We start from the raw sequence: 11,812 nt of genomic DNA, 5'->3' as shown, positions 1-11,812 counted from the left end.
TGCGAACGAGGTGTCCCAGCATGAGTGCGTTGCCCTGTATCCCGCCCTTCGACCCCGCCGACCCGGTCTTCCGCGTCCACGAGGGAGGCAAGCTCGGGGTGCACGCCACGTCGGACCTGCGCGATGCGGCCGACCTCTCCCTCCTCTACACCCCGGGCGTCGCCCAGGTCTCGCTGGCCATCGCCGCCGACCCGATGCTCGCCTCCGTCTACACGAGCCGGCGCAACACCGTCGCCGTCGTCAGCGACGGGACCGCGGTCCTCGGGCTGGGGGACGTCGGGCCCCTCGCGGCGATGCCCGTCATGGAGGGCAAGGCCGTCCTCTTCAAGCACTTCGCCGGCGTGGATGCTGTGCCCGTGTGCATGGAGACGGGCAGTGTCGACGAGATCGTCGACGCCGTGGCGCGGATCGCGCCCACCTACGGCGGGATCAACCTCGAGGACATCTCGGCCCCCCGCTGCTTCGAGATCGAGCGGCGTCTCCAGGCGCGCCTCGACATCCCCGTCTTCCACGACGACCAGCACGGCACGGCCATCGTCGCGCTCGCGGCCCTGCTCGGCGCCGTGCGGGTGGTCGACAAGGACCTCACGGACCTCACGGTCGTCGTGTCCGGAGCCGGGGCGGCCGGCGTCGCGGTGAGCCGCATCCTGCTCGCGGCCGGGGTGGGTGACGTCATCGTCGTGGACTCGCGCGGGGTGCTGGGGCCGGACCGGGACGACCTCGTGCTCCACAAGCAGCAGCTGCGCGAGGTGACGAACCGTCGCGGCGTGACCGGCTCGATCGGTGACGCCCTGTCCGCAGCCGACGTCCTCATCGGGGTCTCCGGCGGCACCGTGGCCGAGCGCGACCTCATGCGGATGGCACCGCGGGCCATCATCTTCGCCCTCGCCAACCCGGACCCCGAGGTGCACCCGCTCGTCGCCGGGCGCTTCGCCGAGGTGGTGGCGACCGGCCGTTCGGACTTCCCGAACCAGATCAACAACGTGCTCGCCTTCCCCGGCATCTTCCGCGGGGCGCTCGACGCGGGAGCCCGCCGGATCACCGAGGAGATGAAGCTCGCGGCGGCACGTGCCATCGCCGGCCTCGTCGAGGAGCCGACTGCCGACCGGATCGTGCCCAGCGTCTTCGACGAGCGGGTGGCGCCGGCCGTCGCCGCCGCGGTGGCGAACGAGGTCGCGGGCACGCCTCGGCGACCGAGCGCCCCCGCGTCCCACGCCTCGAGCGAGGGCGTCGCGACCGCGCGCTGAAGCTCAGGGGCTCCCGGTCGGCGCGGTGTGCCGGCCGGGAGCCTCGTCGTCGCCGGCAGGGTCGGTCAGGCCGCGGGCAGCCAGAGCCTCGCCCGTGGCCCGGGCGAACGACACGACGTGGACGACCGACGGCACGACGACGGCTCGCGGGTCACGGTCGAGGCCGCGGGCCCGGGCCGACTCGCGCACGCTCGCGAAGGACCCGGCCACCCAGGGCACCGACCGCACGACGATGCCGAGGGTGAGGGCGACGACCTCGGGGTCGATGACTCGCCCGAGGGGCCGCGCGGCCCGGACCACCCCGTCGAGCAGGTCGGAGACGGGCGTCGTGGCGGTGAGGATCCCGGCGGCGACGAAGGCGTTGACGATGCCGAGGACGACGCGGACGGCATACGCCAGGTCGTGCGCCCACCACTGGAAGGCCAGCAGCACCACCAGGACGGGCAGGAGGCCGCGCATCGAGCGCGCCAGCCTGCGTGCCGGTAGCCGGGCGACGAGGACGACCCCGACGAGGGCGATCGTGACGACTGCGAGCGGCCACCCCGCCGACGTCACCCACGGCAGGATGCCCACGCAGAGCACGCCGACGAGCTTGAGCCACAACGGCGTCCGGTGCACGAGCGAGGTGCCCGGCACGGGGGCGGCAAACAGGCCCTGACCCCTCACGACCCGTCGACCAGCCGCACGTAGTGCTCGACGGCCGCTCGCGGTTCGCCGTCGAAGACGATGCGACCGCCGTCGACGACGAGGGTCCGGTCGGCGTCGGCGGCGAGGTCCAGATCGTGGGTCGCGACGACGACGCTCTGCGGCAGCCCGTCGAGCAGGGCTCGCAGCCGCAGGATGTTGCGACGGTCGAGGAGCGTCGTCGGCTCGTCGAGGACGAGCAGGCCGGGATCGGTCGCGAGGACGACCGCGACGGCCATGAGCTGGCGCTCGCCCCCGGACAGGTCGTAGACGCTCTGGTCGGCCAGGTGGGAGAGCCCGAACCGGTTCAGGACCGCGTCGGCCGCGGAACGGCGCTCGGCCCGTGACCGGTGCTTCCGGCGGAGCGAGAGCTCGACGTCCTCGCGCCCCGTCGGCATGACGAGCTGCGAGATCGGGTCGGTGAAGGCGAAGGCCACCCGCCGGCGCACTCGGCCGCCGTCACGCACGGTGTCGAGACCGTCCACCGTGACCGAGCCCGACGTGGGTGCGACGAGACCGTTGAGCAGGCGCAGCAGGGTCGACTTGCCCGAGCCGTTGGCGCCGACGACGCTGACCCGGCGCTCGTCCAGGACGAGGTCGACGGGCCCGAGGATCGTGCGCGGCCGCCGTTCGGGTGAGCCGTCGTCGGGCACCGTGACCACGGCCCGGTCTAGGCGGACCTCGGTCACGGAGACGTCGTCGCGGACCGGGTCACGCGCGCCTGCGGACGAGCACGTCGGTGAAGGCCCGGTGCACGGCGACGGCCGCGACCACGGCGACGACGTCCTTGGCCAGGTCGCCGGGCAGGAAGGGCAGGTCGGCGCTGACCGCGGCCGACAACGGCAGCTTGAGGTTGACCATGAGACCCACGACTCCGAGCACGTGGACGACGGCCACGGTGGTGACGAAGGAGGCAGCCAGCAGCAGGGCCACCCAGAGGGAACGGCGGCTGCGGCGCACCACCACCTGCGCAGCGAGCCCGACCACGACGGCCGCCACGAGGAACGACACGAGGTAGCCGGCCGTCGGTCCGCTCAGGACCTGCGGGCCGGACTGTCCCCGGCTGAAGACGGGCAGGCCGACGAAGCCGAGCAGGAGGTAGAGCAGGACGGCGAGACCGCCGCGGACCGGACCGAGCACGAGCCCGGTGAGCATGACGGCCAGCGTCTGCAAGGTGATCGGCACGCCCAGGCCACCCACGGGGATGCCGGGCACGACGGCCGCGGCCACGAGCAGCGCCGTGAAGACGGCGACGAGCGCCACGGACTGCGCGTCGACACCTCGGCCCGCGCGCCCCGCGCCGCGCCCGCGACCCGGGTGGTCGTGTGGCGAGCCGGCCCCGGTGATGTCGGCGGCCTCGGTGGTGTCGAAGGTGTCGGTGGGGCCGGCGTGCGGGACTGACGGCGCCTGACGGGGCGCGCTGCGCACGGGGGTGTTGTCGGTCACGCGCAGGACCCTACCGGGGCGCGAGAGGCACCCCGGTCACTATGGTGCTGGGATGCTCGCTGCCTACGCCGTCAGTCAGTCCTCCTCCGACCCGCTCTCGGGCCTCGTGGTGGGCGAGCGCCCCGATCCGGAGGCCCGTCCGGGCTGGACCGTGGTCGACCTGCGGGCCGCCGCGCTCAACCACCACGACGTCTGGTCGCTGCGCGGGGTGGGGCTCGCCGCGGACCGTCTGCCGATGGTGCTCGGCTGCGACGGGGCCGGGGTCGACGCCGACGGCAACGAGGTCATCGTCCACGCGGTCGTCCCCTCCGACGGCTGGCGGGGAGACGAGACCCTCGACCCGCGCCGCACGCTCCTGTCCGAGCTGCACGACGGCACCCTCGCGGAGAAGGTGCTCGTGCCCGCCGGGAACGTCGTGCCCAAGCCCGAGTCCATGTCGTGGGAGACCGCGACCTGCCTCTCCACGGCGTGGCTCACGGCCTACCGCATGCTCTTCACCAACTCCGGCGTGCAGCCCGGGGGCACCGTGCTCGTCCAGGGCGCCGGGGGCGGCGTCGCGACGGCCCTCATCCAGCTGGGCTCGGCCGCCGGCTACCGGATGTGGGCGACGTCCCGTGACGAGGCCCGCGGGCAACGCGCGCTCGAGATCGGCGCCGACCGCGTCTTCGCATCGGGGGAGCGGCTCCCCGACCGGGTCGACGCCGTCATGGAGACCGTCGGCGCGGCCACGTGGTCCCACTCGGTCAACTCGCTGCGGCCCGGCGGCACCATCGTCATCTCGGGCGCGACCTCGGGTGACGCGCCGGCCAAGGCGGAGCTGACCAAGATCTTCTTCAAGCAGCTGCGCGTCGTCGGATCGACGATGGGCACCCGCGAGGAGCTGGCCCAGCTCGCGCGTCTCGTCGAGCAGCGCCGGATCGAGCCGGTGGTCGACTCGGTGATGCCGCTGACCGACGCCCGCGACGGCTTCGCCCGCATGGTCGACGGCGACGTCTTCGGCAAGGTCGTCTTCACCGTCGGCTGACGCGTCGCCGGCGGCGGGAGGCTGCCGTCAGGCCGGGTGGGCGCCGGAGATCCGCACGACCGTGGAGAGGCCGTCGGCCGACGGCGGTCCGGCCTCGCCGACGAGCCACTCGCACCACAGCGCCGTGGTCAGTCGGCTCACGAGCCGTCCCAGCTCGTAGGGTCCGTCGGCGCCGAGGGTGACCGAGAGCCTCCCGACGTCGGCCGTGCCGGACTCGATCCCGTGCAGGGCCACGCGCACCGCACGCGACACCGCGTCGAGACGGGTGTCCTCGGCCGCCGGTGCGACCCCGACCGCTGCCGCCTCCGGGCTGCCGGGCTCGATGCCGAGCGAGGCACGCACGGCCTCGACGCGGCCGTAGCCGAACCAGTCACCGGGACCCGTGCGCACGAGGTCGCGCCCGCGGGGGTGTGCCTCGAGCGGCTCGTCCACGAGGACGCCGGGGAGGCCACGCACCACCGCCACGGGCACCGCGGCCACCTTGCCCTTGACGAGGTCCGCGGCAGCCGCGATCTCGTCGGCGACGGCGCGGGCCGTCACCTCGAGCGGCTTGCCGTCGGCGTCGGTGCCGCCGCGCAGGTCGTCGAGGACCCGGAGCCCGTGGGCCCCGAGAGCGAAGTCGACCTGCCCGACGCGCCAGGCGCGCCCGGCCGTGTCGCTCAGGACGACGCCGACCCGGACCCCGTGTCGGGCCACGAGGGCGTCGTGCACCTGCTCGCAGACGCCGTCGGGGTCGTGGGGGAGGAGCAGCCAGCCGCCGCGGTCGCCCGTGTTGGAGCCGTCGACCCCGGCCGCGGCCATGATCGGCCCGGCCTTGGCGCGCACGACGCGGGTGACCCGGTCGCCGACGGCGCGCTCTGCGACGACGTACTCGCTCTCGCCGCGCACGACCCGGTCCTTGTCGGGGTCGTGGGTCACGAGGCCGAGCGCCTTGCTCGCGACCTTGCTCGAGATGACGACGACGTCACCGTCGACGAGGTGCAGCCCGGCTTGGTCGAGCCCGACCTGCACGACGTCGGCGAGGTCGTCGCCCTCGTGCACCTCCGGTATGCCGGTGAGCGGGGTGACCGTGACCGGTGCCGTCACGCCGTGGCCCGGTCGGCCCGCAGTCGCAGGCCGAGGTCGAGGGCCGCACCGGCCATCTCGGCGGCGGCGTCCACCGAGCTCATGAGCAGGGGCCGACGCAGGACCTCGAGGCCGCGGCCGCCCGGCATCGGGTCCTCCTCGTCGACGAGCCAGCCGTCGAGGAAGTCGGCGTACAGACCCGCGACACCGGCGCTCGTCTCCTCGACCCCGATCGTGCGCAGGCACACGTCGGCGTGCCCCCGAACGGGCCGACCACCGACGAGCGGCGAGACGCCGATGACCGGGGCGCGGGTGCCCCGCAGGGCGTCACGCACCCCGGGGACGCCGAGGATGATGCCGATCGAGACGACCGGGTTGCTCGGGGGGAGGATGACGACGTCGGCCTCGCGGATCGCCTCCAGGACGCCCGGGGCGGGAGTCGCCCGGTCGAGGCCCGCCACGACGAACCGTTCGGCGGGCAGCTCGGCCCGGTGCCGGACCCACCACTCCTGGAAGTGGATGGCGCGCTGCTCGCCGTCCTGCTCGACGACGACATGGGTCTCGACCGGGGTGTCGGTCATCGGCAGGAGGCGGACCCCGAGGTCGCCGAGGCCCCAGCGGGACGAGAGCCGGTCGACGACCGCGCTCAGCGGCATACCCTGTCCGAGCAGCTGCGAGCGGTAGACGTGGGTGCCGAAGTCCTTGTCGCCCAGCGTGAACCACTGCGGCTCGGCGCCGAGGGCGGCCAGCTCGGCGGCGAGGTGGTGAGACTCGTCGGCACGGCCCCACCCCTGGCCCTCGTGGATGCCCCCGCCCAGCGTGTAGAGGAGGGTGTCGATGTCGGGGCACACCCGGAGCCCGAACAGCGTGATGTCGTCGCCGGTGTTGCCGATGACCGTCAGCTGCAGGGGATCGGAATCCGGGGTCACGGGGTAGGTGTGTCGGGCGTGGTGGAGCAGGCCTCGGAGGAACCGGGCGCCGCCGACTCCTCCGGCCAGGGCGGTGATGCGCATGCGCCGATCCTCTCAGCAGCCTGTCCGCGATCGTGCGCGCGGGGTGGGCCCGGGCACCTCGAACCTGCGAATATCACCGACGGGCTTGACGCGGGGCGTATGACACGCATGTAATTTCATTGTTGTAGTCGGTCGGGGACGTACTTCTGGAACCAATGGACCTATTTGTCCAGAACCTCCTGAGAACGAACTCGCTCGGTGCGACAGTGCATCCACACAGTGCACGTCAGGGTCGAGGAGGGGTCATGCACGATTTGATGGTGGTTTGGTCGGACACGGGTGAGCAGGAGGGCGAGCTCTCCTGGCAGGAGCGCTCGCTCTGCGCCCAGACCGACCCGGAGGCGTTCTTCCCGGAGAAGGGCGGCTCCACGCGCGAGGCCAAGAAGGTCTGCGTGGGTTGCGAGGTGCGTTCCGAGTGCCTCGAGTACGCCCTGTCCAATGACGAGAGGTTCGGCATCTGGGGCGGCCTGTCCGAGCGAGAGCGCCGCAAGCTGAAGAAGCGCGCGGTCTGATCGTGAGGTTCGGACCCGGTGCCCTGCAGGTGTCCGGGTGAAGGTAGCCGCTGTGCCCGATGAGCTCGCTGAAGACCCAGGTGCCCCCGCCGCCGCGCGGGGCGCGTCGTCCGCGTCGTTGTCTGCCCCTCCCTCCACCGGGCAGCGACCGGACGTGGCCGTCGAGGCGATCGTCGTCGTGCACAACGGAGCCACGTGGCTGGCGCAGTGTCTCGACGGCGTGGCCGCCCAGACGCTGCCGCCGGCACGGCTCGTCATCGTCGACGTCGCGAGCACCGACACCTCGAACGCCATCGCCCACGCGCACTCCGGTGTGCGGCGAGCGATCGCGTCCGTCGAGGTCGTGCGCCTCGACGCGCGCGTGCCCCTCGGCCGCGCCGTCGAGCGCGGCATCGCGACGCTGCCCGAGGCGAAGGACCCGACGGCGAGCTGGGTCTGGGTGATCCACGACGACTCGGTCCCGCGGGGCAACGCGCTGGCGCAGCTGCTCCAGGCGGGCCTGCGCTCGAAGTCCGTCGGAGTCGCCGGGCCCAAGCTCGTCAGCTGGGACGACCCGCGGCGGCTCGTCGAGATGGGGATCCAGATCACGCGCACCGGACGCCGGCTCGGCTCGCCCGTGCGCGGCGAGGCCGACCAGGGCCAGTACGACCACCGCGCGGACGTCCTCGCGGTGAGCACGAGTGGCATGCTCGTGCGGCGCTCCGTCCTCGATGACATCGGCGGCTTCGACTCCGCCTTCGTCGACCACGGCGCCGACCTCGACTTCGGCTGGCGCGCCCAGCTGGCCGGGCACCGGGTCATCGTCGTGCCCGCAGCCGTCGTGCGCGACGCGTCGGCCAGCCTCGAAGGGCGACGTCCGGGCGTCGCGTCGCCGCGCGAGCTCGAGCGACGGGGCCGACGGGCCGCCCGCCAGGTGACCCTCGCCCGGTGCTCGCCCTTCGCCGCCCCCTTCCTCGCGATCTGGATGGCGCTCTCGGCGCTCGTCGCGTCCCTGACCCTGCTCGTGGCCAAGCGCCCGAGGCAGGCCTGGCGTGAGCTGACCGACGTCTCGGCCCTGCTGCACCCGTTCGCGACCCTCGGGGCGCGGTGGCGCGGCCGGCGGACCAAGCGACTTCGTCGCGACCACCTCGGCACACTCTTCGTCGCCCCGTCCGTGGCGGCCCGCACGACCATCGACCACATCCAGGACGCCATCACGCCGGAGCGTGCTCGCGCCCGCCGCGAGGCCGCGGCGACGACCGAGACCGGTCCCGTCGCCGACGAGTCCGAGTCGCTCGACAACCTGCCGGCCTCGCTGCCCCGCCGCGTCGTCACCCACCCCGGCTTCCTCGCCGTGGCCGCCGTCCTCGTCGCCAGCGTCGCCGCGTGGCGCGACACGATCCGTGCCGGCGCGCTCTCCCCGACGAACGCCGGCGTCGCCGGTGGTGAGCTGCGTCCCGTGGCCACCGACTCGGCGGGCCTGTGGCACGCCTTCCGCGACGCCTGGCACGGGGCCGGCCTCGGCACGGGTGCCCAGTCCGGCCCGCACCTCGCCGTCCTCTCGGCCCTGACCTGGCTGGCCGAGCAGGTCCCGGGAGTCGCCGAGAGCCGGTCGAGCGCCGGAGTCACCATCGCCTGGCTGCTCTTCCTCACGCCGGTACTCGCCGCCTGGTCGAGCTACCTCGCGGCGCGCGTCGTCACCTCGTCGCGTCCTGCCCGGGCACTGGCCGCGCTGACCTGGGGCACGGCAGGAGTCGCCGTCTCGGGTCTCGGCGAGGGGCGGGTGACCGTGGCGGTCGTGCACGTCCTGCTGCCCTTCGTGCTCGCCGGGTTCTGTCTCGCCGCGCGTCGTGACGGCACCTTCACCGCCACCTTCGCGACGGCGCTCGCCACCGCGGTGCTCGGCGCCTTCGCGCCACCACTGCTCGCCCTGGCCGCGGTCGCAGCCCTGGTGCTCCTCGTGCTCGGTCCCGGGATGCGCCGCGCCCGGGCGCTCGTGCTGCTCGTCGTGCCCGGGGCCCTGCTGGGGCCGTGGATCGTCCGTTTCGTCGACGACCCCCGCCTGCTCCTGTCCGGCCCGGGCCTCGTCGCCACCTCCGTCGACGGAAGCCCGTGGGGTGTCCTGGGCCACGTCCTGGGCGAGACCGCGGCCACCACCTGGGTGGCGTGGCTCGGAGCGCCCCTCGTGCTGCTCGGGATCGTCGGACTCGGCGTGCGCGGCCGCAGCCGTGCCGAGTCCGTCGGGATGCTCGCCGGCGGACTGCTCGCCGTGGTCGGGCTCGCCGGTGCGCTCGCCTCGGAGCGCGTCGTCCTCGGCTCGGCCGAGACCGGTGTGGGTCAGTCGGCGCCGGCCCACCTCTGGGCCGGTCTGGGTGTCCAGCTGTGGTGGGCCGGCCTGCTCGTCGGCGTCCTGGCAGGCAGCCGTGTCGTGCTCGAGTCCGTGGTCCGTCCGGGGCGACGCTGGGGCTTCGTCGTCGCCGTCGTCGTCGCAGCCGTCGCTGTCCTCCCGGTGCTCGCAGGTGCCGCAGTCTGGGGCGTCCAGGGCATCGGCCGCACCCTCTCGGTCGGGCAGGCGACGCTGCCGGCGGTCGCCATCGAGCAGGGCAGCGGTTCTCTCGGCAACCGGCTGCTGCTGCTGCGCCCCTCCGACGACGTCGTCGACTTCGTCCTCGCCGGCCAGGAGCCGGGGGAGCTGCTCCGTGACCTCGACCGACCGGCCGACGCCGACGACGCGCCGCTCGTCGACGCCGTCGCCAACATCGTCGGTGGCCGGGGTGCGGACTCGCTCGACTCCAAGGCCCTGGCCCGCCTCGGCATCGGGTTCGTCCAGGTGGCCGGCGCGGCCGACTCGCCCCTCGCTCGACGGCTCGACGCGTCGGAGGGTCTGAGCCGGCTCGGCTCGAGTGCGCGCGGCATCCTGTGGAAGGTCCAGCCGCTCCCGGGCGCCGACGGCGCCGAGGCTGCTGCTGCTCCGTCGCGCGCACGACTCGTCGACGCCGACGGGAGACTGGTCGCAACGGTCCCGACGGTCGGCCCGCACGCTGCCGTCGACACGGTCCTTCCCGCCGGTGCGGCGCCACGTCTCCTCGTGCTCGCCGAGCCGCGGGAGTGGTCCCGACAGGCTCGCGTGACCTTCGACGGCGCCGAGCTGCAGCCCGTCGCAGGCGCCGCACAGCCGACGTATGCCGTGCCCGGCACCTCCGGCACGCTCGAGGTGGATCTCGCGGCCGCGCAGCCGTGGTGGCGCCTCGGCCAGGCGGTGCTGCTCGCCTTCGTCGTGTTCATGGCGCTGCCCTTCGGCAACCGACGTTCGAGGAGGCGCACATGAGGAACGTGTCCGGCATCGTCCGGTCGGCGGCGGTGGCGCTGGTCGCCACCGGTGTCGCGGTCGGCGCGACGCGAGTGGGCGGCTCGGTGCAGCTGGCGACGGCGGGTGAGCGTGTCGGCCTGCCCGAGTCGTCCAACGTGCTCGTCGACGCCGCGTCTCTCGTGTGCCCCGGTCAGCAGCGCCTCGGCGCGGCCGGCCTGCGTGACGTCCAGGGGAACGTCTCGGTCGCCGCGGCTGCGCCCGACACCGGCGTCGTGTCCGGCGCCCCGTCCGGCGGCGCCGGGGGCATCCAGCTCCTCGCCGGGCCATCGGCCAGGGGGCTCGCGCAGACCTCTGACCGGGGCGCCGTGGTCTCGGCCGGCGTCAGCGGCTCCGACGTCGTCGTCGCCAAGGCCGACGGGGCCCTCGCCCCCGGCCTCGTGGCCACGCAGGTGTGGCGGCACACGGGTGACGACGACCGTGGCCTCGTCGTGACGCCGTGCCAGCTGCCCTCGTCCGACGTGTGGCTCGTCGGTGGTGGCGGTGGTCCCTCGCGCACCGAGCGGATCATCGTGAGCAACCCCGGTGCCAACGCGGTCAGCGTCTCGTTCGAGGTCCTCGGCACCGCCGGGCCCGTCGACGCGGCGAGCCAGCGCAGCGTCTCCATCGCCCCGCTGTCGCGCGAGGTCGTCTCGCTCGACGCCATGGCACCCAACGAGGCCGCGCCCGTCGTCCACGTGAGCGCGACCGGCGGCGTCGTCTCGGCGGTGCTCGACGACCAGTGGATCCTCGGCGCCACCGGACGCGGCATCGACGACGCGACGAGGGCCAGCGCCCCGGGCACCGACCTCGTCGTGCCCGGTGTCGAGACCGGAGGCGACGCCTTCGTGCGACTGGCCAACCCCGGCGAGGCCGAGGCGCTGGCGCAGGTGCGTCTCCTGACCGACAAGGGGCCGGTGCAGCCCGACGAATTCAGGGCGGTCCGGGTCCCCGCCGGCTCGACCGTCGACGTCCCGCTTCCCGCCAACGGTGCCGCCATGGGCCTCGGCATCCGCTCCGACCAGCCGCTCGTGGCGGCGGCCTGGGCCGAGCGCCGAGCGACGACCGCCGACCAGATGGGTGACTTCGGCTGGTCGCCGGCGACCCCGGGGCTGCGTGGAGTGGCCGGCGTCCTCCTGCCCGGCCTCGAAGGCACGACGAAACGCCTTCTGCTGACTGCGGGCTCGTCGCCTGCCCGCGTGGAGGCCCGTCTGGGCACGGGTGACGGGGCACAGGTCTCGACCGTCGACGTCCCGGCGGACTCGACCGTGGCCGTGCCCGTCGGCGATGCCGACAGCGTCTGGGTCGTCCCGACGATGGGAGCGCCGCGCGCAGCGGTCTCCGTCTCCGGGGTCGACGGGGGAGTCCCGTTCTTCTCCGTGGCCTCGCTCACGGACGCGCCCGTCCGAGCCCTGTCCGTCCCGGTGCGCCAGGTGCGCAACTGACGGGAGGCGGCCGAGACGCGCACCGGTCGCCCGGTGCGCGTCGTGGACCCA

The 11,812-nt window shown here is 74.1% G+C and carries 10 protein-coding genes; 5 read left to right on the top strand and 5 right to left on the bottom strand.

Features of this window, described 5'->3' with window-relative positions:
* Positions 1–20 precede the first annotated feature (20 nt).
* Positions 21–1,247 carry an NAD(P)-dependent malic enzyme gene (locus tag TAE01_RS10775; protein WP_246111270.1) on the top strand — a complete coding sequence of 409 codons (1,227 nt, stop codon included), beginning with the start codon at positions 21–23 and terminating at the stop codon, positions 1,245–1,247.
* A 3-nt stretch (positions 1,248–1,250) separates the two neighbouring features.
* Here the strand turns inward: TAE01_RS10775 and TAE01_RS10770 are convergent, their stop codons facing one another.
* Genes TAE01_RS10770 through TAE01_RS10760 form a run of 3 tightly spaced genes read right to left on the bottom strand, consistent with a single transcriptional unit; the run spans position 1,251 to position 3,377 of the window.
* Entirely contained in the window at positions 1,251–1,883 is a 633-nt protein-coding gene (locus TAE01_RS10770) for an energy-coupling factor transporter transmembrane component T family protein (protein WP_246111269.1), read from the bottom strand.
* Positions 1,884–1,909: 26 nt separating this feature from the next.
* The gene (locus TAE01_RS10765; protein WP_147066258.1) at positions 1,910–2,620 is read right to left on the bottom strand and encodes an energy-coupling factor ABC transporter ATP-binding protein; all 711 of its coding nucleotides are present in this window, start codon (positions 2,618–2,620) and stop codon (positions 1,910–1,912) included.
* 22 nt (positions 2,621–2,642) lie between these two features.
* Positions 2,643–3,377 carry a biotin transporter BioY gene (locus TAE01_RS10760; RefSeq protein WP_246111268.1) on the bottom strand — a complete coding sequence of 245 codons (735 nt, stop codon included), beginning with the start codon at positions 3,375–3,377 and terminating at the stop codon, positions 2,643–2,645.
* A 52-nt stretch (positions 3,378–3,429) separates the two neighbouring features.
* Here TAE01_RS10760 and TAE01_RS10755 point away from each other — a divergent pair, with 52 nt between their 5' ends.
* The gene (locus TAE01_RS10755; RefSeq protein ID WP_147066256.1) at positions 3,430–4,401 is read left to right on the top strand and encodes a zinc-binding dehydrogenase; all 972 of its coding nucleotides are present in this window, start codon (positions 3,430–3,432) and stop codon (positions 4,399–4,401) included.
* 27 nt (positions 4,402–4,428) lie between these two features.
* Here the strand turns inward: TAE01_RS10755 and TAE01_RS10750 are convergent, their stop codons facing one another.
* Entirely contained in the window at positions 4,429–5,487 is a 1,059-nt protein-coding gene (locus TAE01_RS10750; RefSeq protein WP_147066254.1) for a coenzyme F420-0:L-glutamate ligase, read from the bottom strand.
* Complete coding sequence (gene cofD, locus TAE01_RS10745; RefSeq protein ID WP_147066252.1) at positions 5,484–6,479, bottom strand: 2-phospho-L-lactate transferase; 996 nt, start codon at positions 6,477–6,479, stop codon at positions 5,484–5,486. Before cofD ends, TAE01_RS10750 begins: the two co-directional genes overlap by 4 nt.
* 245 nt (positions 6,480–6,724) lie before the next feature.
* Here cofD and TAE01_RS10740 point away from each other — a divergent pair, with 245 nt between their 5' ends.
* The 3 genes from TAE01_RS10740 (at position 6,725) to TAE01_RS10730 (ending at position 11,761) form a co-directional block, all read left to right on the top strand.
* The gene (locus tag TAE01_RS10740) at positions 6,725–6,991 is read left to right on the top strand and encodes a WhiB family transcriptional regulator (protein ID WP_147066250.1); all 267 of its coding nucleotides are present in this window, start codon (positions 6,725–6,727) and stop codon (positions 6,989–6,991) included.
* A 154-nt stretch (positions 6,992–7,145) separates the two neighbouring features.
* Entirely contained in the window at positions 7,146–10,298 is a 3,153-nt protein-coding gene (locus TAE01_RS10735; RefSeq protein WP_246111267.1) for a glycosyltransferase family 2 protein, read from the top strand.
* Positions 10,295–11,761 carry a DUF5719 family protein gene (locus TAE01_RS10730; protein WP_147066246.1) on the top strand — a complete coding sequence of 489 codons (1,467 nt, stop codon included), beginning with the start codon at positions 10,295–10,297 and terminating at the stop codon, positions 11,759–11,761. The genes TAE01_RS10735 and TAE01_RS10730 overlap by 4 nt, the downstream gene beginning before the upstream one ends.
* Positions 11,762–11,812: the final 51 nt, after the last annotated feature.

This window comes from Terrabacter aerolatus, from assembly GCF_007991735.1.
GTDB classification, from domain to species: Bacteria; Actinomycetota; Actinomycetes; order Actinomycetales; family Dermatophilaceae; genus Terrabacter; species Terrabacter aerolatus.
Note: the sequence above shows the minus strand (reverse complement) of the source record. Positions and strands in the feature narration are given on the sequence as shown.

What these genes read in the sequence shown, in the direction of transcription:
- TAE01_RS10775 (WP_246111270.1), top strand. Translation starts at nt 21, where the DNA reads ATGAGTGCGTTGCCCTGTATCCCGCCCTTCGACCCCGCCGACCCGGTC.
- TAE01_RS10755 (WP_147066256.1), top strand. Translation starts at nt 3,430, where the DNA reads ATGCTCGCTGCCTACGCCGTCAGTCAGTCCTCCTCCGACCCGCTCTCG.
- cofD (WP_147066252.1), bottom strand. Translation starts at nt 6,479, where the DNA reads ATGCGCATCACCGCCCTGGCCGGAGGAGTCGGCGGCGCCCGGTTCCTC.
- TAE01_RS10740 (WP_147066250.1), top strand. Translation starts at nt 6,725, where the DNA reads ATGCACGATTTGATGGTGGTTTGGTCGGACACGGGTGAGCAGGAGGGC.
- TAE01_RS10730 (WP_147066246.1), top strand. Translation starts at nt 10,295, where the DNA reads ATGAGGAACGTGTCCGGCATCGTCCGGTCGGCGGCGGTGGCGCTGGTC.